At 74.0% G+C, this 26,648-nt stretch carries 23 protein-coding genes and 1 other RNA gene; 17 read left to right on the top strand and 7 right to left on the bottom strand.

Translation table 11 applies throughout. The features are described 5' to 3' along the window. Window positions 1–72: 72 nt before the first annotated feature. The 7 genes from ddaH to IEY37_RS14580 are packed head-to-tail and all read left to right on the top strand — an operon-like array spanning window position 73 to window position 9,107. Window positions 73–918, top strand: a complete 846-nt coding sequence (gene ddaH / locus IEY37_RS14610) for a dimethylargininase (protein WP_188942791.1) — start codon at window positions 73–75, stop codon at window positions 916–918. Then, on the top strand, window positions 915–1,916 hold the full coding sequence (gene dhaK, locus IEY37_RS14605) for a dihydroxyacetone kinase subunit DhaK (RefSeq protein ID WP_188942789.1): 1,002 nt from the start codon (window positions 915–917) through the stop codon (window positions 1,914–1,916). Before ddaH ends, dhaK begins: the two co-directional genes overlap by 4 nt. Next, on the top strand, window positions 1,913–2,575 hold the full coding sequence (dhaL, locus tag IEY37_RS14600) for a dihydroxyacetone kinase subunit DhaL (protein ID WP_188942787.1): 663 nt from the start codon (window positions 1,913–1,915) through the stop codon (window positions 2,573–2,575). The genes dhaK and dhaL overlap by 4 nt, the downstream gene beginning before the upstream one ends. After that, window positions 2,572–5,070, top strand: a complete 2,499-nt coding sequence (gene dhaM / locus IEY37_RS14595; RefSeq protein ID WP_188942785.1) for a dihydroxyacetone kinase phosphoryl donor subunit DhaM — start codon at window positions 2,572–2,574, stop codon at window positions 5,068–5,070. The genes dhaL and dhaM overlap by 4 nt, the downstream gene beginning before the upstream one ends. Window positions 5,071–5,110: 40 nt before the next feature. Continuing rightward, a complete protein-coding gene (locus IEY37_RS14590) occupies window positions 5,111–6,133 on the top strand; it encodes an isopenicillin N synthase family dioxygenase (protein ID WP_188942783.1) in 1,023 nt (340 codons plus the stop codon). An 11-nt stretch (window positions 6,134–6,144) separates the two neighbouring features. Continuing rightward, the gene (locus IEY37_RS14585; RefSeq protein WP_188942781.1) at window positions 6,145–7,014 is read left to right on the top strand and encodes an EamA family transporter; all 870 of its coding nucleotides are present in this window, start codon (window positions 6,145–6,147) and stop codon (window positions 7,012–7,014) included. A gap of 26 nt (window positions 7,015–7,040) precedes the next feature. After that, a complete protein-coding gene (locus IEY37_RS14580) occupies window positions 7,041–9,107 on the top strand; it encodes an NAD(+) synthase (RefSeq protein WP_188942779.1) in 2,067 nt (688 codons plus the stop codon). Between the two features lie 7 nt (window positions 9,108–9,114). On the opposite strand, the gene IEY37_RS14575 is transcribed toward IEY37_RS14580, so the two are convergent. From IEY37_RS14575 to IEY37_RS14565, 3 genes are all read right to left on the bottom strand, one after another. After that, entirely contained in the window at window positions 9,115–9,534 is a 420-nt protein-coding gene (locus IEY37_RS14575) for an ankyrin repeat domain-containing protein (protein ID WP_188942778.1), read from the bottom strand. Then, window positions 9,531–10,487: a pirin family protein gene (locus IEY37_RS14570; RefSeq protein ID WP_188942776.1), complete on the bottom strand. Its 957-nt coding sequence runs from the start codon at window positions 10,485–10,487 to the stop codon at window positions 9,531–9,533. Before IEY37_RS14570 ends, IEY37_RS14575 begins: the two co-directional genes overlap by 4 nt. A 61-nt stretch (window positions 10,488–10,548) precedes the next feature. Beyond that, complete coding sequence (locus IEY37_RS14565) at window positions 10,549–12,210, bottom strand: alpha-amylase family protein (protein ID WP_188942774.1); 1,662 nt, start codon at window positions 12,208–12,210, stop codon at window positions 10,549–10,551. Between the two features lie 101 nt (window positions 12,211–12,311). Here IEY37_RS14565 and IEY37_RS14560 point away from each other — a divergent pair, with 101 nt between their 5' ends. Both IEY37_RS14560 and IEY37_RS14555 read left to right on the top strand, forming a co-directional pair. After that, the gene (locus IEY37_RS14560; RefSeq protein ID WP_188942772.1) at window positions 12,312–13,319 is read left to right on the top strand and encodes a Gfo/Idh/MocA family protein; all 1,008 of its coding nucleotides are present in this window, start codon (window positions 12,312–12,314) and stop codon (window positions 13,317–13,319) included. A 280-nt stretch (window positions 13,320–13,599) separates the two neighbouring features. Continuing rightward, entirely contained in the window at window positions 13,600–14,919 is a 1,320-nt protein-coding gene (locus tag IEY37_RS14555) for an HNH endonuclease (RefSeq protein ID WP_188942771.1), read from the top strand. A gap of 5 nt (window positions 14,920–14,924) precedes the next feature. Here the strand turns inward: IEY37_RS14555 and IEY37_RS14550 are convergent, their stop codons facing one another. Both IEY37_RS14550 and IEY37_RS14545 read right to left on the bottom strand, forming a co-directional pair. Continuing rightward, window positions 14,925–15,683 (bottom strand): SDR family NAD(P)-dependent oxidoreductase, encoded by a 759-nt coding sequence (locus IEY37_RS14550; protein ID WP_188942770.1) that lies wholly within the window; start codon window positions 15,681–15,683, stop codon window positions 14,925–14,927. A 45-nt stretch (window positions 15,684–15,728) separates the two neighbouring features. Then, complete coding sequence (locus IEY37_RS14545) at window positions 15,729–16,778, bottom strand: LLM class flavin-dependent oxidoreductase (protein WP_188942769.1); 1,050 nt, start codon at window positions 16,776–16,778, stop codon at window positions 15,729–15,731. A gap of 58 nt (window positions 16,779–16,836) precedes the next feature. Here IEY37_RS14545 and IEY37_RS14540 point away from each other — a divergent pair, with 58 nt between their 5' ends. Further along, entirely contained in the window at window positions 16,837–17,604 is a 768-nt protein-coding gene (locus tag IEY37_RS14540) for a dienelactone hydrolase family protein (RefSeq protein WP_188942768.1), read from the top strand. On the opposite strand, the gene IEY37_RS14535 is transcribed toward IEY37_RS14540, so the two are convergent. After that, complete coding sequence (locus IEY37_RS14535; protein WP_188942766.1) at window positions 17,601–18,827, bottom strand: TadA family conjugal transfer-associated ATPase; 1,227 nt, start codon at window positions 18,825–18,827, stop codon at window positions 17,601–17,603. The genes IEY37_RS14540 and IEY37_RS14535 overlap by 4 nt on opposite strands. A gap of 243 nt (window positions 18,828–19,070) precedes the next feature. On the opposite strand from IEY37_RS14535, the gene IEY37_RS14530 reads away from it, so the two are divergent. From IEY37_RS14530 to ssrA, 7 genes are all read left to right on the top strand, one after another. Then, window positions 19,071–20,960 (top strand): ABC transporter ATP-binding protein, encoded by a 1,890-nt coding sequence (locus IEY37_RS14530; RefSeq protein ID WP_373298348.1) that lies wholly within the window; start codon window positions 19,071–19,073, stop codon window positions 20,958–20,960. Between the two features lie 22 nt (window positions 20,961–20,982). Further along, window positions 20,983–21,783: an inositol monophosphatase family protein gene (locus IEY37_RS14525; RefSeq protein WP_188942764.1), complete on the top strand. Its 801-nt coding sequence runs from the start codon at window positions 20,983–20,985 to the stop codon at window positions 21,781–21,783. 155 nt (window positions 21,784–21,938) lie between these two features. Next, a complete protein-coding gene (gene ftsE / locus IEY37_RS14520; RefSeq protein ID WP_188942762.1) occupies window positions 21,939–22,628 on the top strand; it encodes a cell division ATP-binding protein FtsE in 690 nt (229 codons plus the stop codon). Between the two features lies 1 nt (window position 22,629). Then, entirely contained in the window at window positions 22,630–23,532 is a 903-nt protein-coding gene (gene ftsX / locus IEY37_RS14515; RefSeq protein ID WP_188942760.1) for a permease-like cell division protein FtsX, read from the top strand. 63 nt (window positions 23,533–23,595) lie between these two features. Next, window positions 23,596–24,117 (top strand): SsrA-binding protein SmpB, encoded by a 522-nt coding sequence (gene smpB, locus IEY37_RS14510; RefSeq protein WP_188942758.1) that lies wholly within the window; start codon window positions 23,596–23,598, stop codon window positions 24,115–24,117. 43 nt (window positions 24,118–24,160) lie between these two features. Next, window positions 24,161–25,075, top strand: coding sequence for a hypothetical protein (locus IEY37_RS14505; RefSeq protein ID WP_188942756.1), 915 nt, complete (start codon window positions 24,161–24,163; stop codon window positions 25,073–25,075). 63 nt (window positions 25,076–25,138) lie between these two features. Continuing rightward, window positions 25,139–25,510: a transfer-messenger RNA gene (ssrA, locus tag IEY37_RS14500) on the top strand. 60 nt (window positions 25,511–25,570) lie between these two features. Here the strand turns inward: ssrA and IEY37_RS14495 are convergent. Next, entirely contained in the window at window positions 25,571–26,563 is a 993-nt protein-coding gene (locus IEY37_RS14495; protein ID WP_188942754.1) for a universal stress protein, read from the bottom strand. Window positions 26,564–26,648 lie beyond the last annotated feature (85 nt).

The following is a 26,648-nucleotide window of genomic DNA, read 5'->3' as shown; positions in this document are numbered from 1 at the left end:
CGCCGGGTCCCGCCGGGAGCCGGCCGCCGCGCGGCACTGCGGCCGGCCGGCAGGTCCGATAACGTCCCGTCGGTGCCCGCCCTCCCGGAGCCCGCCGGTCGCGCGCTGGTGCGGCGCCCCGGTCCGGCCGTCGCGGACGGGCTGCTGACGCACCTGAAGCGCACCCCGGTGGACGCCGCGCGGGCGCTGGAGCAGTGGACCGGCTACGTCGCTGCCTTCACCGCCGCCGGCTGGGACGTGGTCGAGGTGCCCGAGGCGCCGGAGCACCCCGACGCCGTCTTCGTCGAGGACACCGCGGTCGTGGTCGGCGAGGTCGCGATCGCCTGCCGTCCGGGCGCGCCGTCCCGCGAGGGCGAGGTGGCGGGCACCGTCGCCACCCTGACCGGCCTCGGGTACCCGGTGCTGCGGATGCGCGAGGGTCACCTCGACGGCGGTGACGTCCTGCAGGTCGGGATGCGGATCTACGTCGGTACCGGAGGCCGCACCGACGCGGCGGGCGCCGCGGAGTTCGCCCGGCTGATCGAGCCGCTCGGCCGGACGGTGAGGCCGGTGCCGCACGGCGCCGCCCTGCACCTCAAGTCGGCCGTCACCGCCCTCCCGGACGGCACCGTCCTCGGGCACCCGGCGCTCGCCGGTGACCCGCCGGCCTTTCCCGGCGCCCGGCCGGTCCCCGAGCAGAGCGGTTCCCACGTCGTCGATCTCGGCGGCGGACGGGTGCTGCTGGCGGCGTCCGCCCCGCGCACCGCCGTGCTGCTGGCCGACCTGGGCTGGACGCCGGTACCGGTGGACATCGAGGAGTTCGAGCGGCTCGAGGGCTGCGTCACCTGCCTGTCGGTGCGGCTGCGCCGACCACCGCAGACCGTCCCGGCGCCACCCCCGGCGCCGGGCGGACCAGGACGAGCAGAGGTGGGCACATGAAGAAGCTGATCAACAACCCGTCCGACGTCGCCGCCGAGTCGCTGGCCGGGATGGGGCTCGCGCACCCCGACCTCTTGCGGGTGCACACCGACCCGGCCTGCGCGGTCCGGGTCGACGCCCCGGTGGCGGGCAAGGTCGCCCTGGTGTCCGGCGGCGGCAGCGGCCACGAGCCGCTGCACGCCGGCTTCGTCGGCCCGGGGATGCTCGACGCCGCGGTGCCCGGTGCCGTGTTCACCTCGCCGACGCCGGACCAGGTGCAGGCCGCCGTGGCCGCGGTCGACGGCGGCGCCGGCGTGCTGCTGCTGGTGAAGAACTACACCGGGGACGTGCTCAACTTCGAGATGGCCGCGGAACTGGCGGCCGCCGAGGGCGTCGCCGTCGAGACCGTCGTCGTGGACGACGACGTCGCGGTGCAGGACTCGACCTACACGGCCGGCCGGCGCGGCGTCGCCGGCACGGTGCTGGTCGAGAAGATCGCCGGCGCCGCGGCCGCCCGCGGCGACGACCTCGCGGCCGTCGCGGGGATCGCCCGGCGGGTGGTCGGCGCCACCCGCACCATGGGCGTCGCGCTGACCGCGTGCACCGTGCCGCACTCCGGCACGCCGTCGTTCGAGCTCGGCGAGCAGGAGATCGAGATCGGCATCGGCATCCACGGCGAGCCCGGCCGGGAGCGCCGGCCGCTGGTGCCGGCCGACGAGCTCGTCCGCCTGCTGCTGGATCCGGTGCTCGCCGACCTGCCGTTCGAGGACGGCGACCGGGTTCTGCTGCTGGTCAACGGCATGGGGGCGACGCCGCTGTCCGAGCTGTACGTCGCCTACCGGGCGGCCCGCGGGGTGCTCGACGGGCGCGGCGTCACGGTGGAGCGCTCGCTGGTCGGCAACTACACCACCGCGCTGGACATGGCGGGCTGCTCGGTGACGCTGCTGCGGCTGGACGACGAGCTGCGCGACCTGTGGGACGCCCCGGTGCACACGGCGGCACTACGGTGGGGCGCATGACGGACGTCTACGACACCGCCGCGACCGTGTCGGCGGTCCGGGCGGCCGCCGCCATGATCGCCGGGCACAAGGCCGAGCTGACCCGGCTCGACCAGGCGATCGGCGACGGCGACCACGGCGAGAACCTGGCGCGGGGGTTCCACGCGGTCCTGGTCAAGCTCGAGTCGGCGGCGCCGGCGACCCCGGCCGACGCCCTGAAACTCGTTGCGACAACCCTGATCTCGACGGTCGGTGGGGCGTCCGGCCCGCTGTACGGCACGGCGTTCCTGCGGGCGTCGACGGCGCTCGCCGGTGCCGCCGAGCTGACGCCCGAGCTGGTCGCGGCCGCGCTGGCCGCCGCCCGGGACGGTGTGGTCGCCCGCGGCAAGGCCGAGCCGGGCGACAAGACCATGGTGGACGCCCTCGGTCCGGCCGCCGAGGCGGCCCGGGCGGCCGCGGACGGCGGCGGCGGGGTCCGCGAGGTGCTGGCTGCTGCGGCCGACGCGGCGGCCCGCGGGTCGGAGGCCACCGTCCCGCTGCAGGCCCGCAAGGGCCGGGCGTCGTACCTGGGCGAGCGGTCGGTCGGCCACGTCGATCCCGGCAGCCGCAGCACCGCCTACCTGCTGGCGTCGTTCGCCGCTGGGGCCACCGGCGCCGCCGACGACTCCGACCGGTCATGACCGTCGGGCTCGTCCTGGTCTCGCACAGCCGCGAGGTCGCCTCCGGGACCGCCCAGTTGGCGGCGCAGATGGCCCCGGACGTCGCCATCGCACCCGCCGGCGGCCAGGAGGACGGGTCCATCGGCACGTCCTTCGACCTGGTCAGCTCCGCCATCCAGGAGGTTGCCGACGGCGAGGGCGTCGTCGTCCTCTACGACCTGGGCAGTGCCCTGCTGACCACCGAGACCGCGCTGGAGTTCCTGGATCCGGACGTCGCGCAGAAGGTCTGGATCGTCGACGCGCCGCTGGTGGAGGGCGCGCTGGCGGCGGCGGTCAGCGCCCAGGGTGGCGCGGACGCACCGCATGTCGCGGCCGCCGCCCGGGACAGCGTCGGGCCCGGCGACACCGCCGTGCACGGACCGGCCGGAGCCTCCGGCGACACCCCGCCCCCAGCCGTCCCGCTGCCGGACGGTGCTGCCGATCCCGCAGCCGGCGACGCGCAGGACGCCGAGGACGCCGAGGACGCCGAGCCGGTGGCCACGCGCACGGTCCGGCTGGTGAACCCGCTCGGGCTGCACGCCCGCCCCGCCGGTGCGCTGGTCCGGGCGCTGGACCGGGTCACCGCCGAGGTCACGCTAGGCCGGCCGGGAGAGCCGCAGGTACCCGTCCGGGCCGTGCTGCGGGTGGTGGCGCTGGCGCTGCGCGGCGGCGAGACCGTCGAGCTCGCCGCCCGCGGGCCGGACGCGGCGCACGCCGTGCAGCAGCTGGCCGACCTGATCGAGGAGGGCTTCGGCGAAGCCCCGGCCACGGGCCGGATCCCGCCGTTCGCCATGGGTGCGGCGCGGGCACGGCTGGGCAACACTCCGCCGGTGCGCCGGCTGCCGCGTGCCGTGGTCGAGGACGGCACGCTGCGCGCCGTCCCGGGCGCCCCGGGGAGCGCGGTCGGCCGGCTGCGCCGGCTGGACCGGGCGCCGGTCACCCTGGCCGGCGTGCGCGACACCGCTGCCGCACCACCGGACGCCGGCCCGCTCGACCGGGACCACCAGCGGCAGCTGCTGGTCTCGGCGCTGCGGTTGGCCCGCCGCCGGCTGTCCACCGGCAACGAGTTCGAGGTGGCCCACGGGGCGCTGCTGGCCGATCCGGACCTGCGCGAGGCGGCGGACCGCCGGCTGGTCGGCAGCGACGTCCTGGCCGCCGAGGCGTGGTGGACCGCGGTGCAGAAGCGTGCCGACGAGCTGGCCGCCGACCCGGACGAGCTGGTGGCCGCCCGGGCGGTGGACGTGCGGGAGGCCGGCGCCGCGGTGCTCGCCGAGCTGGGCGTGACGGTCGACCGCATCCCCGCCGACCTGACAGGGGCGGTGGTGGTGACCGACGACCTCGGCCCCGGGGAGGTGCCGGTGCTCGTCGAGCGGGGCGCCGTCGGCGTCGCGCTGGCCCGCAGCTCGGTCACCGCGCACGCGGTGATCGTGGCGCGGGGATTGGGGCTGCCGGTGGTGCTCCAGGCCGGGGACGAGCTGTCCCGGATCGCGCCGGGCACCGTGGTCGTCCTCGACGGCGACGCGGGGACCGTGCGCATCGACCCGCCCGCCGCGGAGCAGGCAGCGGCCCGGGCCGTGATCGCCGCCCGTGCCGAGCGCACCCGCCGGCAGGTCGCGGCGGCGGCGGAGCCGGTGGTGCTCCCCGACGGGCGGCACGTCGCGGTCGTCGCCAACATCGGCTCCGTCGCCGACGCCCGGGCGGCCGTGGCCTCGGGCGCCGACGGGGTCGGTCTGCTGCGCACCGAACTGCTGGTGCTCGACCGGGACACCCTGCCCGACGAGGACACCCAGGTGGCCGACCTCCGGGAGATCCTCGAGGTGCTCGGCGACCGTCCCGTCGTCGTCCGGGTGCTCGACGCCGGCGGCGACAAGCCGGTCACCGCACTGAACCTGGACAACGAGCACAACGGCTTCCTCGGCCTGCGCGGCCTGCGGTACCTCTTGGTGCACCCGGACATCCTGCGCATCCAGCTGCGTGCGGTGCTGCGGGCGGCCGTCGGGCACCGGGTGTCGCTGATGGCGCCGATGGTGACGGTGGCCGACGAGGTGCGCAGCTTCCGGGCAGCCGTCGAGGACGCCGCCGAGTCGCTGCGCCGGGACGGCACGCCGTTCCGGATGCCCGAGCAGGTCGGCGTGATGGTCGAGGTGCCCGCTGCCGCGCTCGCCGCCGATGAGATCTGCGCGGTCAGCGATTTCGTCTCGGTCGGCACGAACGACCTCACGAGCTACACCATGGCCGCCGACCGCACGGTGACCGAGGTGCTGCACCTGCTGGATCCCGCGGCCACCGCGGTGCAGCGGATCCTGGACCAGCTGTGCGCGCATGCGGCCGCCGCCGGCGTCCCGGTCGCCGTCTGCGGTGAGATGGCCGGGATGACCGAGTTCGCGGCGGGTCTGGTCCGGCGCGGCGTCCACGAGCTGTCGATGGCGCCCGCACGCATCCCGGTGATCAAGGAGCTGCTCCGCGACACGGCCTAGAGTGGGGCCCGCCCCGTCCGGCCACCCAGAGGTGTCGCACATGACCCAGCCCGCCCGCAGCACGCTCCCCGTCCTGGACCTGTCCCGGCTCGACGCCGGCCCGCAGGAGCGGCAGGCGTTCCTCGACGACCTGCGGACCGCCACCCACGAGGTCGGCTTCTTCTACCTCGTCGGGCACGGCGTGCCGGCGGAGCTCACCGCGGAGCTGCTGTCGGTCGCCCGGCGGTTCTTCGCGCTGCCGGAACAGGACAAGCTGGCGATCGAGAACGTCAACAGCCCGCACTTCCGCGGCTACACGCGGGTCGGCGGCGAGCGCACCCAGGGCGCCGCGGACTGGCGGGAGCAGATCGACATCGGCCCGGAGCGGCCCGCCGTGCCGCGCGGCGACGGCGTGCCGGACTGGGAGCGGCTGGAGGGCCCGAACCAGTGGCCCGACGCGCTCCCGGACCTGCGCGAGGTGGTGGGCCGGTGGGACGCCCAGCTGACCGCGGTGGGCCTGCGGCTGCTGCGTGCCTGGGCGGTGTCGCTGGGCCAGCCGGAGAACGTTTTCGACGCGGCCTTCGCCGAGCGGCCCTCGACCCTGATCAAGATCGTCCGGTATCCGGGCCGCGCCGACGAGGAGAGCACCCAGGGCGTCGGCGCGCACAAGGACTCCGGTGTGCTCACCCTGCTGCTGGTCGAGCCGGGTAAGCAGGGCCTGCAGGTCCGGCACGGCGACGGTTGGATCGACGCGCCGCCGATGGAGGGGGCGTTCGTCGTGAACATCGGCGAGCTGCTCGAGGTGGCCACCGGCGGCTACCTGACCGCCACGGTGCACCGCGTGGTCTCGCCGCCCGCCGGGACGGACCGGATCTCGGTGCCGTTTTTCTACAACCCCGCCCTGTCGGCGCGGGTGCCGCGGATGGAGCTGCCGCCCGAGCTGGCCGCCGAGGCCACCGGGATCACCGCCGACCCGGACAACCCGATCTTCGACACCTACGGCGCCAACGCGCTCAAGAGCCGGCTGCGCGCCCACCCGGACGTCGCGCAGGCACATCACGCCGACCTCCTGGCCCGGGCGTAGGTCGAGGCGCCGTGAGCGGCGCCGTCGTCCTCGTGGTGCTGGTCGCCGCGCTGCTGCACGTCCTGTGGAACTCGCTGGTCAAGACCGCCGCCGACGGCACGCTGGCGACCTCGGCGGTCGCCGCCGGTGGCGGGGTGCTCTGCGCCGCCGCGCTGCCGTTCCTGCCGGCCGTGCACGCGGCGGCGTGGTGGAACGTCGCGGGCTCGGTGGTGCTGCAGGCGGTGTACTACCCGCTGGTCGCGGCCACCTACCGGGCCGGCGACATGAGCGCCACCTACCCGTTGATGCGCGGGACGGCGCCGTTGCTGGTGGCGCTGGTCAGCGGTCCGGTGCTGGGCGAGCGGCCCGTGGCGGGGCAGTGGTTCGGCGTGGCCCTGATCTGCGCCGGCATCTGGCTGCTGGCGCTGGGCCCGGCACTCGGGCCGGCGCTGGGACGGAGCCGGACCGGCCGGCTGCCCCCGCGCCGGGCGACCGGACTGGCCCTGGTCACGGCGGCGGTCATCGCCGCGTACACGGTGGTCGACGGGGCGGGCGTCCGGCGCTCCGGTGCGCCGGCGACCTACACGGCATGGATCTTCCTGGGCACCGCGGTGCCGATGGTGGTGCTCGGCCTGCGGCGACTGCGCCGAGCGGCACCCGCGGCGCAGCTGCCGCGGTGGTGGGTGGCCCCGGTGGGCGGCGCGGCGAACGTCGGCGCCTACGGCCTGGCGCTGTGGGCGATGACCCGGGCGCCGGTGGCGCCGGTGGCGGCGCTGCGCGAGACGTCGATCGTGTTCGCCACCGTGGTGGCCGGCACGCTGCTGCACGAGCGCGTCGGACCGGCCAGGGCGGCGGCGGCGGTGGTCATCGCGGCCGGGGCGGTGGTGCTGCGCCTGGCCTGACGGGGCGTCGTCGGTAGGGTCGGCGGATGGCACCGGACGGGCACTGGGCGTCGTTGTACCGGCACGGTTTCGGCCGGGTGGCCGCCTGCACCCTGCGGACGGCCCTGGCCGACCCGGACGGCAACGCCGCGAGCATCGTCGACGTCACCCGGGACCTGGACCGGGAGGGCGTCGCGGTGGCCCTGTTCCCGGAACTGTCGATGACCGGGTACTCGCTCGAGGACCTGTTCGGGCAGGACGTGGTCCTCGACGCGGTGCACGGCGCGATCGGCCGGCTGCTCGCCGAGACCGCCGACCTGCTGCCGCTGATCGTCGTCGGCGCGCCGCTGCGGCACCGGGAGCGGCTGTACAACACCGCCGTCGTGCTCCACCGCGGCCGGCTGCTCGGGGTGGTGCCCAAGATCCACCTGCCCAACTACCGGGAGTTCTACGAGCGGCGGCAGTTCGCCTCCGGTGCCGGTGTCGTGGGCGAGCAGATCCAGGTGGCGGGCCGGACCGTCCCGTTCGGCACCGACCTGCTGTTCGAGTGCCAGGACGTCGCCGGGCTGACGGTGGGCGTCGAGATCTGCGAGGACATGTTCGTCCCGGTGCCACCGTCGGCCGGGCTGGCACTGGCCGGTGCCACCGTGCTGCTGAACCTGTCCGGCAGCCCGATCACCATCGGCCGGTCGACGACCCGAAACCTGTTGTGCCGCTCGCAGTCCGTGCGGACGCTGTCGGCCTACCTGTACGCCGCCGGCGGGACCGGCGAGTCCACCACGGACCTGAGCTGGGACGGCCAGACGTCGATCTTCGAGAACGGCGTGCTGCTGGCCGAGGGGCCGCGCTTCGCCGGCCGGAACCTGGCCACCGTCGCCGATCTCGACCTGGACCTGCTCCGTCAGGAGCGGGCACGGATGGGGACCTTCGAGGACAACCGGGCGGTGGTCGGCACGTCGGGCGGCTACCGCAGGGTCGGGTGGACGCTGGCGCCGCCGGACCGCGACCTGGGTCTGCTGCGCACCCTGGAACGCTTCCCGTTCGTGCCGTCCGACCCGGACCGGCTGGCGCAGGACTGCTACGAGGCCTACAACATCCAGGTCGACGGGCTGGTGCAGCGGCTGCGCGCCACCGGCGCCCAGCGCGTGGTCATCGGCGTCTCGGGCGGCCTGGACTCCACCCATGCGTTGATCGTCGCCGCCCGCGCCATGGACCTGCTGGGGCTGCCGCGCACCAACATCCTGGGCTTCACCCTGCCCGGTTTCGCCACCAGCAGCAGCACCAAGGGCAACGCGCACACCCTGATGTCGGCACTGGAGATCACCGCCGGGGAGGTCGACATCCGTCCCGCGGCCCGGCAGATGCTGTCGGACATGGACCATCCGTTCGCCCGCGGCGAGAAGGTCTACGACACCACGTTCGAGAACGTGCAGGCCGGGCTGCGCACGGACTACCTGTTCCGGCTGGCCAACCGGCACGGCGGCATCGTGCTGGGCACCGGCGACCTGTCGGAGCTCGCACTGGGCTGGTGCACGTACGGCGTCGGCGACCAGATGTCGCACTACAACGTCAACGGCGGCGTGCCGAAGACGCTGATCCAGTACCTGATCCGCTGGGTGGCCGACACCGGCGACTTCTCCCGGCAGGTCGCGGAGGTGCTCGGCGCGATCCTGGCGACCGAGATCTCGCCGGAGCTGGTGCCGGTGGAGGAGGGCGAACCGCCGCAGAGCACGGAGGCCGCGATCGGGCCGTACGAGCTGCAGGACTTCACGCTGTTCCACGTGCTGCGCTACGGGTTCCGCCCGTCCAAGATCGCGTTCCTGGCCCAGCACGCGTGGCGCGACGTCGACGTCGGGCCCTGGCCGGTCGGTTTCCCGGACGAGCGGCGACGTGCCTACGACCTGCCGCAGATCCGGCACTGGCTCACCGTGTTCGTGCGCCGCTTCTTCGGTTTCGCCCAGTTCAAGCGCTCGGCCCTGCCCAACGGGCCGAAGGTCTCGGCCGGTGGGTCGCTGAGCCCGCGCGGCGACTGGCGGGCTCCGTCGGACTCGACCGCCGCCGTCTGGCTCGCCGAGATCGAGCGGTCGGTGCCCGACGAGCCGACCAAGGACTGACCGGCGGTCAGCCCCGGCGGTGCTCGACCAGCAGCGCCGCCATGTCGTCGAGGCCGAAGAACGCCGCGATCTCGGCCGGTGTGCGCCCGCCCGCCTCGGGATCGGCCCCGGCGTCCAGCAGGCTGCGCACCAGGTCCGGGTCGTTCCGGAAGACCGCCGCACCCAGCGCGGTCTGGCCCTGGTCGTTGACCCGGTCGGTGTCGGCGCCCCGGGCCAGCAGCATCCGGACGGTGTCCGGCCGCCGGTGGTAGGCGGCCAGCAGCAGCAGCGTGTCGCCGCGGCCGTTGGTCAGGTTCACCGGGACGCCGGCCTCCAGCAGCGCGGCCAGCTCGTCGGTGACGCCGCCGCGGGCCAGGTCGAAGATCTGCCCGACCTTGGCCAGCTCCTCCTCGGTGAACGGCTCCCGCGGGTCCGGCCCGCCCGTCACGGCAGGTCCCGGCGGCGGGGCCGCAGCCGCACGCCCGGCAGCGGCGGCGCCGGTATCCGGAGTGCGCCGTGTGCCGGGATGTGGCCGAAGCGCTCGCTGCCGGCCTCCCACTCGGCCCGCGCCGCCACCACCTCGTCGTGACTGCGGGCCACGAAGTTCCACCACATCACCAGATCCTCGCGGAACGGCGGACCGCCCAGCAGCAGCACCCGCGCTCCGGGCCCGGCGGTCAGCCGCAGCCGGGACGTCCCGGTGGGCAGGTGACCGAGCGAGCCGCCCGGGACGGGCACGCCGTCGACCTCGACCGGTCCGGACAGCGGCACGACCGCGTGCTCGTGGGTGGGGTCCACGGGCAGCTCGACCGTCCGCCCGGTGGCGGGCCAGCGCAGGTCCGCGCCGACCACCGGACCCGCCACCCACGCCGGCGACCGGACCCCGGCGAGCGCTCCGACCACGACGGTGACGTCCACGCCGTCGACAGCCAGGTGCGGCAGCTCGCGGTGCTGCTCGAACCGGCGCGCACCGTCCCGGACGCCGTCGGGCAGGGCGATCCACAGCTGCGCCAGGTGGGTGGGAGCCGTGGTGGGCACGGACATCTCGGAGTGCGCGATGCCGTGCCCGGCCGTCATGATGTCCAGCTCGCCGGGCCGGACGACCACGTCACTGCCCAGGGTGTCGCGGTGCCGGATCTGTCCGGACAGCGGCCACGTCACCGTCTGCAGGCCGGTGTGCGGGTGCGGCAGGATGTCCGCCGGCCGGTCCGTCGGGCCCATCAGGTCCAGGAAGCACCACGGCCCCACCGTCGGCAGCCCGCGCTGGGGAAGCAGCCGGGTGACCTCCAGGCCGCGCACGCCACCCAGCGGCACGTCCCGACCCGGCCACACCCGCACGCCGGCCGCCGGGCGCACGGCAGGGGCGCGCAGCTCCTGCGGTGCGACGTCGAGATCGCTCACGGCTGCCTCCGGGTCGTGGTCGGGGGTGGTGCGTCGTTCCGGACGGCTCCAGTGTCCCCGGTCAGTCGCTGCGGCCGCGGCGGAGCCGGATCCACCGGTAGCCCCAGCCGTTCAGGGAGAGGTTCCGCAGCGTCGCCGCCGGCCGCGGATACGGCCCGTCGGCGAACATCTCCCACGGCCGGCCCTCGGTGCCGGGCAGCCGCCCGATGTCGACGGTCACGGCCCCGTCGGCGAGGTTGTGCAGCAAGAGGATCGATCCCTCCGGGGCGTCGAAGCGGTGCGCCAGCACCGACGGCGGCGTGGGCACGTCCAGCACGCTGCAGACGCCGACGCCGATCTCCGGGCACTCGCGGACCGTGTCGATGAGCTCCCCGAACCACCGGAGCAGCGAGTCCCGGTCGCGTTGCTCGGCGCGGACGTTGACCGTGCGGTAGGAGAACGGCCCCCGGGTCACCACGGGGCGGACCAGGTCGCCGGGATCGGCGGCGTCGGAGAACCCGGCGTTGGGGCCGTCGTCCCACTGCATCGGCGTGCGGATCGACTCGCGCCCGTCCAGCGACAGGTCCTCGCCCATCCCGAGTTCCTCGCCGTACCGCAGCACCGGGCTGCCGGGCATCGAGAATTGGAGCGCGTAGGCCAGTTCCACGTGCCGGCGGTCGCCACGGAGCATCGGGGCCAGCCGCCGCCGGATGCCGCGGTCGTAGATCCGCATGTCCGCCTTCGGCCCGAAGGCGGCGAAGACCTCCGCCCGCTGGTCGGCGGTCAGCTTGGACAGGTCCAGCTCGTCGTGGTTGCGCAGGAAGGTCGCCCACTGCGCCATGGCCTGCAACCGCGGCAGGGACTGCAGGGCCTCGACGACCGGCTCGGCCAGACCCCTGGCCAGCGCGAGCCAGAGCCGGGCGTTGAGCCCGAACGAGAACATCATGTGCGCGCGGTCGTTGGCCCCCTCCGGGTTCTCGCCGGTGTACTTGGGCACGTCCACCGCGCCGACGTTGGCCTCGCACAGCAGCACCGCGTCGCCCCGCCGCCACTGCACCTCGGACCGCCAGTCGTCCAGGATCGTCCAGTCCATCGGCGGCGACGCCACACCGGGCACCGTCTGCTCGAGGATGAACGGCGCCGCGTCGACGCGGAACCCGGCGACCCCCAGCTGCAGCCAGAACCCCATCACCTTGCGGATCTCCGCCCGGACGGCCGGGTTGGCCCAGTTCAGGTCGGGCTGGAAACCGTAGAACCGGTGGTAGTACCAGCTCTGCGCGGCGTCGCTCCAGGACCAGGTCTCCTCCTGCTCGCCGGGGAACACCATGCCCTGCTTGCGGTCGGACGGCTCCGTGTCGCTCCAGACGTACCAGTCGCGGTAGGGCGAGTCGGGACTGCCCTGCGCCGAGACGAACCACGGGTGCTCGTCGGAGGTGTGGTTCACCACCAGGTCCATCAGGATGCGCATGCCGCGTTCCCGCGCCTCCAGCACCAGCTCCGCGAAGTCACCGAGCGACCCCAGGCGCGGGTGGATGCCGTAGTAGTCGGTGATGTCGTAGCCGTTGTCCCGCAACGGGGACGGGTGCACCGGGTTGAGCCACAGGCAGGTGACGCCCAACCTGGCCAGGTAGTCCAGGCGGCTGATCAACCCGCGCAGGTCGCCGCACCCGTCGCCGTCCGAATCGGCGAACGAGTCGACCTGCAGCGAGTAGACGACCGCTTCCTTGTACCAGCGTTCCGACATCCGAGCGCCTCCACGGGAACGTGGCCGTCGGTGGACGGCCGTCGAGAGCACCCTGCCACGGGGATGGCAAGCTGTCGGCGCGAACGGATCGAGGAGGACCCATGCGGCTCGGGCTGATCGGGCTCGGCAGGATCGGCGCGTTCCATGCCCGGACACTGACCGCGCTCCCGGAGGTCGAGGCGCTGGTGGTGACGGACGCGGTCCCGGCCGCCGTCGAGGCGGTCGCCGCCGCGCTGCCGGTGGAGACGGCCACCTCGCCCGAGCAGCTGCTGGCCTCGGGTGTCGACGGCGTGGTGATCGCCGCTGCCACCGACGCGCACGCCGAGCTGCTGGTCGCCGCCGTGGCCGCCGGTGTCCCGGCCTTCTGCGAGAAGCCGGTGACCCGCGACCCCGCCGACGCGGTCGCGGTCGACGAGCTCGCCCGCCGCCGCGGGGTGGCCGTGCAGATCGGGTACCCGCGCCGGTTCGATGCCGCGTTCGCCGCGGCCCGGGACGCCGTGGCGAGCGGCGAACTCGGCTCCGTGCACACCGTCCGGTCGACGACGCTGGACCCCGCGCCGCCACCGGCCGGCTACCTGCGGACGTCGGGCGGCATCTTCCGGGACTGCGCGGTGCACGACTTCGACGCCGTCCGGTTCGTCACGGGGGAGGAGGTGGTCGAGGTGTACGCCAGCGGAACCGCACGCGGCGGTGACCCGGTCTTCGCCGAGATCGGTGACGTGCACACCGCTGCCACCGTGCTGGTGCTGGAATCCGGTGCGCAGGCGGTCATCTCGAACACCCGATACAATGCCCGCGGGTACGACGTCCGGCTCGAGGTGCACGGGACCCGGGACAGCGTCGCGGCGGGGCTGGAGAGCCGGCTGCCGTTGCGGTCGACGGAGCCGGGCACGACGTTCCCGGGCGGCACTCCGCACACGTTCTTCATGGACCGCCTGGCCGACGCCTTCCGCCGAGAACTGGCCGCTTTCACCGACGTGGTCGCCGGCCGCATCCCGTCGCCGTGCACCATCGCCGACGCGGTGGCGGTCGGCTGGATCGCCGAGGCCGCGACCCGCTCGCTGGCCGAGCACCGCCCGGTGACGGTGGCGGAGGTCCGGGACGCCTAGTCGGTGCGCGACCTCCCAGACGTGCCCGGCGGCGAAGCCGGCCGTCCGGACGCTCAGGGCCGGTCGAGAGGTCCGGTGCGCAGCCGGACCCCGCGCGCGGTGAGTGCCGCGCAGACCATGTCGGTGCTGCGCCCGGGTCTTCGACAGCCGCCTCGCCGGATCCCGCTCACCTCGACCCGGAGACCGCCGTCGGCCCGCGATGCCGGCGCAGTCGACAGAATCCGCGAACCGCTCTGTGGACAGCTTCCGCAGGCCCGCCAGGTGCCGTAGAATAGAACATGTGTTCGAGACAGGTGGAGTGGTCCGGGGAGCAACCACCGCGGACGTCGTCCGCTGGACGTCCGCCGTCGCCGAGCTGCGTCCGGTCGCGGACGACGCCGAGCGCATCGACCGGATCGCCGCCCTCGAACGGCTGAAGGCCGCCTGTGCGGCGGCACAAGCCGAGGTCACCGCTGAATTGGTCCGCTCGCAGCGCACCGCGGCAGCATCCGCAGGGCAGGACCGGACCCGGACGGACCGCAGCATCGCCGCGCAGGTGGCGTTCGCTCGCCGGGAGAGCCCGCACGCCGGGCGGCGGCACGTCGGACTGGCGATGGCTCTGATCGACGAGATGCCGGGCACCCTCACCGCGCTCCGGGACGGGTCGATCCCCGAGTGGCGCGCCGTCCTGGTCGCCCGTCAGCTCGGCTGCCTCACCGCGGAGGCGCGGCGCAAGGCCGAGACCGAATTGGCTCCGCGGCTGCCCGCGCTCGGTGACCAGGCCGCTGTTGCGGCCGCAACCACGGTGGCCTACCGGCTGGATCCGGAGGCCGTGCTGGACCGGATGCGGAATACCGTGTCGGACCGCCGGGTCAGCCTGCGTCCGGCGCCGGACACCATGGTGCGGCTCTCGGCCTTGCTGCCGGTGGCGGGCGGTGTCGCCGCCTACGCGCCGCTCCTCCGAGCTGCCGACAGCTCCCACGCCTCGGACGGCACGCGGACGCGGGGGCAGGTCATGGCAGACGAACTCGTGGCGCGGCTGACAGGTCGATCGAACAGCGGCTGCGACGAACTGGGCGTGCCGGATGCCGGTGCTCCCGACGTGCACATCGGACTGCTGATGACCGACCGCACGCTGCTGGACGCCGATGCCGAACCGGCGGTGCTGAACGGGTGCGGGCCGATCCCGGCGCCGCTCGCGCGTCGGCTCGTCGACGCCGGGGCGGGGACCGCATCGCCCGCCTCGGTGTGGGTCCGCCGCTGCTGGACCGACCCGTCGACGGGATCCGTCGCGGTGAGCGACCGCCGCCCGAGGCTCTTCCCGGCGTCGATCCGCCGGCTCGTGGTGTGGCGCGACCAGCGGTGCCGGACCCCGTGGTGCGGCGCGCCCGTCCGCGACATCGACCACGTGCACCCGTTCCGGGCCGGCGGATCGACGGTGCAGACCAACGCGAAGGGCCTGTGCCGCAGTCGCAACCTCGCCAAGGACCAGCTCGGCTGGCACGCCCCCGGGCGCCCGGACGGTGCCGTGGTCACGGAAACTCCGACCGGGCACCGCTACGTCAGCCACCCGCCGCCGCCGAGCTCGGAACCGTGGCGGGACGATCTGGTGTCGACGTGACCGGCTCAGTAGACGGTGTACCCGCCGTCGATCACCAGCACCGACCCGGTGACGAACGTGGCGGCATCGCTGGCCAGGAAGACGATCGCCGGACCGAGCTCGTCGGGGTAGGCGTAGCGCTGCTGCGGCGTGTCCTCGATCCAGTGGCGGTGGAACTTCGGATCGTCCACCGGTGCCATGTCGGTCTTGATGTACCCGGGCGCCAGCGCGTTGACCCGCACCCCGAGCGGCGCCCACTCCGCGGCCAGGCTCTTGGTCAGCTGGTGCACCGCTGCCTTGGAGGCGTTGTAGCCCGCCTGCCACTGCGGCCGGTTGACGATGATCCCCGAGATCGAGCCGATGTTGACGATGTTGCCGCCGCCCTGCTCGATCATGTGCCGGCCGAAGATCTGCGACGCCATCCAGAGGGCGTCCACGTTGACCGTCATGACCGACCGCCACTGCTCGTCGGTGACGTCGACCGTCGGCGCGTGGATGCACGTGCCGGCGTTGTTGATCAGGATGTCGACCTTGCCGAACCGTTCCACCGACTCGTCGAGGATCCGCTGCACCGCCGCCCGCTCGGTGATGTCCGCCAGCACGGAGTGCACCTGGTGCCCCTGCTCGGACAGCTCTTGCTGCGCCCGCTCCGCCGCCGCCGCATCACGACCGACGATCACGATGTTGGCCCCGGCCTCGGCCAGCGCCGACGCGAAGGCGCGGCCCAGCCCACGGGTCGAGCCGGTGACGACCGCGGTCCGGCCGGTCAGGTCGAACTTGTCCATCACACCCACGGTGCACCGTCCTCCGCTCGCCGATATCGGGTCGAGTCAAGCACGTCCCGCGTCGCCGATCCGCACGGCGTCGCGCCGCCACCCGAAGGCCGGCGCGATCTCGCGAGCGATCGTCCCGAGGATCCGGGCGTTGTAGTCGACCCCGAGCTGGTTCGGGACGGTGAACAACACCGTGTCGGCCTCGCGGACGGCCTCGTCCTCGGCCAGCTCGGCCGCGATCCGGTCCGGCTCCCCGACGTAGGTCCGGCCGAACCGGGACCGGACGCCTTCCAGCAGACCGATCTGGTCGTCCTGCCCGTGCTCGCCGAAGAGCATCCGGTCGATGTCCTCGGTGATCGGCAGCACACTGCGCGACACCGACACCCGCGGCTCCCGCTCCCGGCCGGCCTCCGCCCACGCCTGCCGGTACAGCCGGATCTGCTCCGCCTGCAACCGGTCGAACGGCACGCCGGTGTCCTCGGACAGCAGCGTCGAGCTCTGCAGGTTCATCCCCATCCGTGCGGCCCACTGCGCCGTCCCACGGGTGCCGGATCCCCACCAGATGCGCTCGGCCAGCCCGGGGGACTGCGGCTGCACGGCCAGACCGCCGCTGAACCCGGTCCGTGCCGGGTCCGTCCGGCCCAGGGCCGTGCCCTTGATCGCCGACAGGAAAAGCTCGGTCTTGGCGCGCGCCAGATCGGCGTCCGTCTCGCCCGCCGCGGGGCGGTATCCGAAGACCTCGGCGCCGCGCAGCACGGTCTCGGGCGACCCCCGGCTCACGCCCAGCTGCAACCGGCCGCCGGCGAGCAGGTCCGTGGCGGCAGCCTCCTCGGCCATGTACAGCGGGTTCTCGTACCGCATGTCGATGACGGCGGTGCCCAGCTCGATCCGCCGGGTGCGGGCGCCGATGGCGGCGAGCAGCGGGAACGGGGACGCCAGCTGCCGCTCAAAGTGGTGGACGCGGGTGAAGGCGCCGTCCAGCCCCAGCTCCTCCGCGGCCTCCGCCAGCTCGACGGTCTGCAGCAGGGCGTCCGCGGCCGTCCGGGTCTGGGAGCCCTGCACCCCGCGCCAGTGGCCGAACGTCAGGAAACCGATGCTCTTCTGCACGGTCAGCTCAGCGCATCCCGGGGCTCGGGCATTCCGTGCGGCTGGCAGACTCCGGCCCATGCAGGTCCGCAGCGCCGCCGTCGACATCCCCACTCCGGACGGCACCGCGGACGCCTTCTTCGCGGCTCCGGCGGAGGGTGGCCCGTACCCGGCGGTCCTGCTGTTCATGGACGCCTTCGGGCTGCGGCCCCGACTCGAGGACATGGCGTCCCGGCTCGCGGGCCACGGCTATGCCGTGCTGGTGCCGAACCTGTTCCACCGGCACGGCCGGGCACCCCTGCTGGACACCGGCGCACTGCTGGACCCGGCGGTCCGCGAGCGGGTGTTCGGCACCCTGCGGCCGATGATGGCCGAGCTGACGCCGGACCGTGCCGCGAGCGACGCCGACGCCTACCTCGACGCCCTCCGCCGGCGGCCGGAGGTGGCGCCCGGCCCGGTCGGCGCGGTGGGCTACTGCATGGGCGGAGCGCTGGCGATCCGCGCCGCAGCGCACCGCCCGGACGACGTCGCCGCGGTCGGGTCGTTCCACGGGGCCCGGCTGGCCACCGACGCACCGGAGAGCCCCCACCTGCTGGCCGACCGGATCCGCGCCGAGCTGTACGTGGCCAGCGCCGACGGCGACACGGGGATGCCGCCCGAGCAGCAGCGACGACTCGACCAGGCGTTGACCGCCGCCGGCGTCACCCACACCTGCGTCCAGTACGACGGCGCCCGGCACGGCTGGACGATGGCCGACACCGCCGCCTACGACGAGGCGGCCACCGAGCGGCACTGGGAGGCGTTGCTGGAACTCTTCGGGCGCACGCTGCAACACCACTCGGGCTAGCGGGTGGCGAGCAGGGCCACCAGGTCGATGCCGTGCCGGACGTAGCGGTCCTCGTGCGGTGGATAGCCCTGGGCGCGGACCAGCTGCCCGTCGCGGGTGGTGAAGATCTCGGCGACCTCGATGACGCCGGACTCGACCCGGCCGGGCAGCGCGACGATCTCCCGGACCTGCCGCGAGCCGTCGGGATCGATGCCGACCTGGACGACCAGGTCCACGGACGTGGCGACGGTGGGCACGACGAACGCGTCGGTGACGTTCTCGCCGGCCAGCAGGGGCAGCGTGCACAACTTGACCACCGCCTCGCGGGCCGAGTTGGCGTGCACCGAGCACATCCCCGGCAGGCCGCTGTTCAGGGCGATCAAGAGGTCCAGCGACTCCTCCTGCCGCACCTCGCCCACGACGATGCGGCTCGGCCGCATCCGCAGCGCCTCCTTGATCAACCGCCGCAGCCGGATCTCGCCGTGGCCCTCCAGGTTGGGCTGCCGGGTCTGCATGGCCACCACGTCCGGAAGGTTCGGCCGCAGCTCGAACACCTCCTCGCAGGTGACGACGCGTTCCCGCGCCGGGATCGAGTTGACGAGCGTGTTGAGCAGCGTCGTCTTGCCCGCTTGAGTACCCCCCGACACGATCACGTTCAAGCCCGCCACCACCGACGCCTCGAGGAAGCGGGCGGCGTGCGCCGTCAGGCTGCCGCGGGCGACGAGCTCCTCCAACCCGGTAGCCGCCACCACGAACTTGCGGATGTTGAGCGCCAGGTGCTCGCGGGTGATGTCCGGGATCACCGCGTGCAGGCGCGAGCCGTCCGGCAGCAGGGCGTCGACGAACGGCGACGACAGGTCCAGCCGCCGTCCCGACGGCTTGAGCATCCGCTCGACCAGGTCCCGCACCTCGCCGGGCGCCAGCACCACCGTCGTCAGTTCCGACCGGCCGTGCCGGGCGACGAACACCTTTCCCGGCTGGTTGATCCAGATCTCCTCGACCGTGGGGTCGTCCAGATAGCGCTGCAGCGGCCCGAAACCGGCGAGCGCGTCGAAGACGAACCGCCCGGCGCCGGCGCCGTCGAGCAGCGGCGGCAGCGACGACGTCGCCACCCGTTCCTCGTAGTGCGCGATCACCTCGCCGATCAGCTGCCGGGTCGACCGGTGGTCGGTGACCGGGTCGATCCCGCGGCGGCGCACGAGCTCCCGGACCTCGTCGTAGATGTGGTCGGTGGCCGTGGCCATGGAGTCTCCTGCGGTACGTGGCTGCGGACAGCGGACGCTAACCCGCGGCGGCAGCGGCGCCCGCGCGGTTCACCCGTTGGTTGTCCGCCCACGGCGGAACGACGACCGGCGCGGGAACGGTCGGGTCACCGAGGATGTTGACCGGCACGGTCGAGGAGCCGCGGACCGCGGCCCGCCGGCGCTGTGGCGCCGGCCATCCGGACCACCCAGCACGAGGAGCCGCCGGTGAGCTCGGGAATGGCCATGCGGAGCGCGTACCGCTCCATGCACCAGGATTCGTCGGTCGCCAACCGCAAGCTGCCCAAGGGCATCCTGCGGCGGATCCTCTCCTTCGCCCGCCCCTACCGCCGGGACCTGGCGCTGTTCCTCGCGGTCACGGTCGTCTCGGCCGTGATCGCGGTGGTGACGCCGCTGCTCGCCGGTGCCGTGGTGAACGCCATCACCGGCCACGGCACCGAGGGACGGGTCGTGGCGATCGCCGCGGTGATCGCCGGCCTCGCGTTGCTGGACACGGCGATGTCCCTCGTCTCGCGGTGGTTCAGCTCGCGCATCGGCGAGGGGCTGATCTACGACATGCGCACCCGGGTCTTCGACCACGTGCAGCGCATGAGCATCGCGTTCTTCACCCGGACGCAGACCGGCGCGCTGGTCAGCCGGCTGAACAACGACGTCATCGGCGCCCAGCAGGCCTTCACGTCGACGCTCTCCGGCGTGGTCTCCAACGTCATCGGGCTGGTGCTGACGGCCACGGTGATGTTCACCCTGTCCTGGCAGGTCACCCTGCTGTCGCTGGTGCTGCTGCCGCTGTTCGTGCTGCCCGCCCGGGCGTTCGGCCGCCGGCTGCAGGCCATGACCCGCGAGTCGTACAACCTCAACGCATCGATGAACACCACCACCAGCGAGCGCTTCAACGTCTCCGGTGCGCTGCTCGTCGCCCTGTTCGGCCGCCCGGAGCAGGAGGCCGCGTCGTTCGCCGACCGCGCCGGCAAGGTCCGGGACATCGGCGTCCGCAGCGCCATGTACGGGCGGATCTTCATCGCCGCGCTGACCCTGGTCGCCGCGCTCGCCCAGGCGTTGACCTACGGGCTCGGCGGCTCGCTGGCCATCCGGGGCAGCCTGGACGCCGGCGCCGTGGTGTCGCTGGCCCTGCTGCTCACCCGGCTCTACGGGCCGTTGACCGCGCTGTCCAACGTCCGGGTCGACGTGATGAGCGCCCTGGTCTCGTTCGAGCGGGTCTTCGAGATCCTCGACCTGCAACCCCTGGTGCAGGACCGGCCGGGTGCCCGCCCGCTGCCGGCCGACGCCCGCTCCGTGGAGTTCGACGACGTCCACTTCGCCTACCCCGGCGCCGACCAGGTCTCCCTGGCCTCGCTGCAGGACATCGCCATCCCCGACCACAGCCCGCGCATCCCGGTCCTGCGGGGCATCAGCTTCCGGATCCGGCCGGGGCAGCTGGTCGCGCTGGTCGGCCCGTCCGGTGCCGGCAAGACGACGATCTCCCAGCTCCTGCCGCGGATCTACGACCCGTACTCCGGCGCGGTGCGCATCGGGGGCGTCGACGTCCGCGACGCCACCCTGCAATCGGTCCGCGACGCCATCGGCGTGGTGTCCCAGGACGCCCACCTGTTCCACGACACCATCCGCGCCAACCTGCTGTACGCCCGGCCCGGCGCGCTCGACGACGAGCTCGTGGCCGCACTGCAGGCGGCGCAGATCTGGGACCTGGTGGCCGCGCTGCCCGAGGGCCTGGACACCGTCGTCGGCGACCGCGGCTACCGGCTGTCCGGCGGCGAGAAGCAGCGGCTGGCCATCGCCCGGGTGCTGCTCAAGGCCCCGGGCATCGTGGTGCTCGACGAGGCCACCGCCCACCTGGACAGCGAGTCCGAGGCGGCGGTCCAGCAGGCGCTCGCCGCGGCGCTGGCCGGCCGGACCTCGCTGGTCATCGCCCACCGGCTGTCCACCGTCCGCGCCGCCGACCTGATCCTGGTCGTCGAGCACGGGCAGGTGGTCGAGTCCGGCACCCACGACGAGCTGGTCGCCCGGGGCGGGCTGTACGCCGACCTGTACCGCACCCAGTTCCAGGGGCAGGCGGCTATCCAGGCGTCCACCGAGGCGTCCCCGGCGCAGGTCTGATCCGCGCCGCTACGGTGTCGCGGTGACCCGGTACGGCGACGACCTCGCCCTCGCCCTGCAGCTGGCCGACGCGGCCGACGCCATCAGCATCGACCGGTTCGGTGCCGGCGACCTGCGGGTCGAGGCCAAACCCGACCTGAGCCCGGTGTCCGACGCCGACCTCGCGGTCGAGCGCGCCCTCCGCGGCGTGCTGGAGCGCGCACGACCCGGCGACACCGTCCTCGGCGAGGAGTTCGGCGGCGCCGCAGCGGCCACCTCGAGTGCCGGCGAGCGCCGCTGGATCCTCGACCCGATCGACGGCACCAAGAACTACGTCCGCGGCGTTCCGGTGTGGGCCACGCTGATCGCGCTGTTCGACGGCGACCTGCCGGCGGTCGGCGTGGTCTCCGCGCCGGCCCTCGCCCGCCGCTGGTGGGCCGCCGAGGGTGACGGCGCCTGGGGCAGCGTCGCCGGGGCGCAGCCCCGCCGGCTGCACGTCTCCGGCGTCCGGCGGCTCGAGGACGCCTCGGTCAGCTACTCCGAGGTGGGGGAGTGGGCCGCGGCCGGCCGCGGCGACCGCTTCGCCGCCCTGCTCGACCAGGCCTGGCGCACCCGGGCCTACGGCGACTTCTGGTCGTACGTGCTCGTCGCCGAGGGCGCCGTCGACGTCGCGGCGGAGCCCGAGCTGAGCCTGTGGGACCTGGCCGCCCTGGTGCCGGTGGTGCGGGAGGCCGGCGGCAGGCTGACCGGCGTCGACGGGTCCCCGATCGGCCTGCACAGCACCAGCGCGCTGGCGACCAACGGCCTGCTGCACCCTGCCGTGACGGCCCTGCTCAACCCCTGAACGGGAGGGCGCCGCACCGGTCGCCGGCACCCTCCACCAGCCGGTCGCCGGTCCGGACAAGCCGCCCGACCAGCGCAGACGGCATCGAAAAGGGTCGGCGCCACGCCCAGCGGGTCACACCGGGTTCACCTCGGCCGCCCGTACAGTGGCGCGTTGTGATTCACCTGTCCCACGTCTCGAAGAGCTACAAGACGTCGACCCGTCCTGCTCTGGACGATGTGACCGTGCACGTCGAGAAGGGTGAATTCGCCTTCCTCATCGGCCCGTCCGGGTCCGGCAAGTCCACCGTGCTGCGGCTGCTGCTGCGCGAGGAGGCACCGACCGGCGGGCGGATCGAGGTGGCCGGGCGCGACCTGGGCCGGCTGCGCCGGTCCAAGGTCCCGCAGCACCGCCGCCGCCTGGGTTGCGTGTTCCAGGACTTCCGCCTGCTGACCAACAAGACGGTGGAGCAGAACGTCGGCTTCGCGCTGGAGGTCATCGGTCGTCCCCGCGGCGCCATCCGGACGATCGTGCCGGAGGTGCTGGAACTGGTCGGCCTGGAGGGCAAGGCGCGCCGGCTGCCGCACGAGCTGTCCGGCGGCGAGCAGCAGCGGGTCGCCATCGCCCGGGCGTTCGTCAATCGGCCGCTGCTGCTGCTGGCCGACGAGCCCACCGGCAACCTGGACCCCGACACCAGCGCGGACATCATGCTGCTGCTCGAGCGGATCAACCGGACCGGGACCACGGTGCTGATGGCCACGCACGACAACACCATCGTCGACTCCATGCGGCGACGGGTCATCGAGCTGCAACTGGGCCGCGTCGTCCGCGACGAGGCCCGCGGTGTCTACGGGGTGGGTCGCTGACATGCGTGCCGGATTCGTCTTCAGCGAGGTCCTGACCGGGCTGCGCCGCAACGTCACCATGACGATCGCGATGATCCTCACCACGGCCATCTCGCTGGGCCTGCTGGGATTCGGCCTGATCGTCGCCAAGCTCACCGACGAGACCCGCACGCTCTACGGCGACAAGGTCCAGGTGCAGGTGTACCTGACCGTCGACCAGTCCCGCAGCGACCCGGACTGCACCGGCGCGGTCTGCCAGGGCCTGCTCGAGGACCTGCGCGGCAACCCGGACGTCGCCTCGGTCAGCTACGAGAGCCAGGAGGCGGCGTACCAGCGCTACCTGCGCACCTTCGCCAGCCAGCCCGAGATGATCGCCATCGTCCGCAAGGAGGCGCTGTCGGCGACCTTTCGGGTGTCTCTGGTCGACCCGCAGCGGTTCCGGGTGATCAGCCAGGACTTCACCGGCAAGCCCGGCGTGCTCTCGGTCGACGACCAGAGCGAGGTGCTGGACAAGGTGTTCAGCCTGCTCAACAGCGTGCGCAACGTGGCGATCACCATCGCCCTGATCCAGGCCTTCGCCGCGGTGCTGCTGATCTCGAACATGGTGCAGGTGGCGGCGCTGAGCAGACGCACCGAGACCTCGATCATGCGGCTGGTCGGGGCGTCCCGATGGCGCACCCAGCTGCCGTTCATGATCGAGGCGGTGTTCGCCGGCCTGGTCGGCGTCGCGCTGGCCATCCTCGGGCTGGTGGTCGCCAAGCTGACCTTCGTCGACAAGATCTTCGGGTCGATCATCAGCACCGGCCTGCTGCCGCCGATCGACGGCACCTACCTGGTCTTCGCGTCGTACTGGCTGATCCCGATCGGGATCGTGCTGTCCGGCGCCGCGGCCTACGCCACCCTGCGGGCGTACGTCCGGCTCTGACCGGGAGGGGTCGGCTCCCGCCGTCCGATCCCCGTGGCCCGCGCCGACTACCCTGGACGGGCCATGTCACCCCACTCCCGCGCGGACAAGCGCGCCGACCGCAAGGCGGACCGCCGGTCGTCCGGCCGCTCGCCGATCGCCGCCAACCGCAAGGCCCGGCACGACTACGCCATCCTCGACACCTTCGAGGCCGGCATCGCCCTGACCGGTACCGAGGTCAAGTCGCTGCGCGCCGGGCGGGCGTCCCTGGTCGACGGATTCGCCACCATCTCGGACGACGAGGTGTGGCTGCGGAACGTGCACATCGCCGAGTACGCCGAGGGCACCTGGACCAACCACGCGCCCCGGCGGGCGCGCAAGCTCCTGCTGCACCGCGGCGAGATCGACCGGCTGACCGCCCGGCTGCGGGAGAGCGGCCTGGCGCTGGTCCCGCTGTCGATGTACTTCCTGGACGGCAAGGTCAAGGTCGAGCTCGCGCTCGGCCGCGGCAAGCGCGAGTACGACAAGCGGCAGACGCTGGCCAAGCGGGACGCCGACCGGGAGATCCAGGTGGCGGTCGGCCGCCGCGCCAAGGGCATGGACTGACCCGACCTGCAACCGCGACGGCCCGGCCGCCGTCGGATGCGGCATGTCCCCACTGCGCACCTTCCGGACCCTGACCCGCTCCGCGCTGGCCGGTGCGGCCGTCGTGCTGCTGGCGGCCTGCCAGACCTCGGGTACTGCCTCGCCGGCGACCACCGGACCGACGAGCTCCACGACGAGCACCGGCACGACCAGCACCGGGACGACCAGCACCGGCGCGACGGACACCGGCAGCTGTCCGGCGGTCCGGCAGCCGGCCACCGCTCCGCCCACGCCGGCCGGGCCGCCGCTGCTGGTGGTGACGCACGGGGCCAACTACTGGGTGGCCAGCCCGCAGACCGAGCCGTACCGGATCGCGCTCTGGCCGGACGGCACGGTCATCGTCACCGACGACGCGGGCGAACGGACCCGGCCGCCGGCCCGGTTCCGGATCGGGACGGTCGGCGACTGCGCCACGGCCGCTGTGGTCCGGCAGATCCGCGAGCTGTCCAGGCAGGACATGGGCACCCCGTCGATCACCGACCAGGGCACCACCCACGTCGCGCTCGGCAGCGGCCAGGGCGCCGTGACCATCGACGTCTACGGGTTCGGGGTGGGCGACGAGTACGTCTCGCCCGTGCAGCGCGGCCACCGCGCGGACCTGCGCAGGCTGCTCGACGGGCTGGCCGCCGCGGTCACCGGCGCCCCGCGGTGGACGCCGGACCGGGTGCGGGTGGTGGAGTCGTCGGGCCCGCGCACGGACACGCCCGTGACGTGGCCGTCGGGGGTCGACCTGGACGGCGCCCTGCGACACCGGGCGCCCGGCGGGCGGTGCGGCGTCCTCACCGGGCGGGCGGCCACCGCGGTGCTGGACCGGCTGGGGAGCGGGCCGGTGCAGTCGGTCTGGCGGGTCGGCGTGCTGACCAAGGTGCTCCTGGTCGCGCCGCTCGTCCCCGGTCAACCCGACTGCCCGCGGATCTGAGTCACGACAGGCGTGGCACCGGTGGGCCGCCGCCGGGTAGGCTGACGGAGCCGTTCTCCCCCCGGGGGTGATTGGTCTCGACAGCGGCTGTCGAGTGAGGTGAAGCGGGCCGAGGAAGGCAACGATGATCTCGAAAACCATCCGTTGCAAAAAATCAAGCGCCGACAACAGTCAGCGCGAGTTCGCCCTCGCCGCCTGAGCGAGTAGCGACTCCGTCAGGCCGGGTGTGTCTCCGACCCGGGTCCTGGCGTCGACAAGGGGACTCACCAATGGATCCGGTCGCGGGATCCTGCGGGACAACTCACAGCGACTGGGCCTGTCGCACCGGCACGTTCGCATGACCGGTGGGGCCGAGTAGGGACGACGCGGACTGCGCCCGGAGAAGCCCTCACAACGCAACGTTGGACGCGGGTTCGATTCCCGCCACCTCCACGCGACGTGGGCACGAAGGCCCCCGACCTGTCAGGTCGGGGGCCTTCGTCGTACCCGGGGTGGTCAGCGCCCGGACTGCCGGTCCGATCGGCCGGCCCCCGATCGCGCACCGCCGGCGGGTGCGATGCCGACCACGGCGACCGGGCACGACGCCCCGGCCAGGACGGCGCGGCGGCGCCGCGCGGCGGCGCCTACGCGCCACCAGGCAGCCGGACGCCGGCCCACGACCAGCAACGACGGCGCACCGGCCGCCCGACCGGTGGCCGCCACCGCGAGCAGCTCGGCGACCGGGTCCCCCTGCGGCGCCAGCGGCCGGACGTCCAGCCCGGAGTGCCGCTCGCGGACGGCGGTCAGCGCGGAGTCGAGCCGGAGGTAGGCCTCCGCCTCGGCGACGACGTCGGCCCCGGCCGCCGCGGCGGATGCCCGGTCGCCGCGGCGGGAGCGGCCCGGGACGGCCACCGCGAGCAGCGGCACCGCGGCGCGGGCCGCCCGGTCCGCCGCCCAGTCGACGGCGGCGGCGGTGTCCCGCCCGGCGTCGACGGCCACCACGACCGGCCCGTCGGACCGCACGATTCCGTCGGCCGGGTCGCGGCGCAGCACCGCCACCGGCCCGGTCGAACCGCCGGCCAACGCCGACGTCACCTGCCGGCCGAGACCGCCGCTGCGCACACCGGCCGCACCCACGACGGTGAGCACGGCGGACCCGGTCAACCGGCGGAGGGTGCCGACCGGGTCCTGGTGCGCCAGGGCGGCCGCCACCGGCAGGGCCGGGTCGTCGTCGACCACCGTGCGGGCGATCCGGGTGAGCGACCGCCGGGCCAGGTCGGCGGACTCGAGCAGCCGGCGACTGCGGACCGGCGCCACCGCGCCGGCCGGTGCCAGCGGCAGGGCCGGCACGGACAGGTGGACCAGCCGCAGCCCGGTGCCGCGCAGCGCCGCCTCGCGGGCGGCCCAACGGGCGACCTCCAGGTCGTCGGCGGAGCCGTCGAGCGCGGCGATCACCGGCAGCGGTGGGGACGGCGGCACGGGCAGGGGGCGGGGGATGGTGTCGGGCATGGTCCTCGTCGGGGATCGGGCCGCGTGGACGGCGGGGAGCGGACGGCACAGGGCAGCCGCTCCGTCGAGGCCGACATCTAGACGG

It is taken from the genome of Nakamurella endophytica (assembly GCF_014646215.1).
GTDB lineage: Bacteria > Actinomycetota > Actinomycetes > Mycobacteriales > Nakamurellaceae > Nakamurella > Nakamurella endophytica.
The sequence above is the reverse complement of the archived record's forward strand: the minus strand, read 5'-3'. Positions and strand labels throughout refer to the sequence as shown.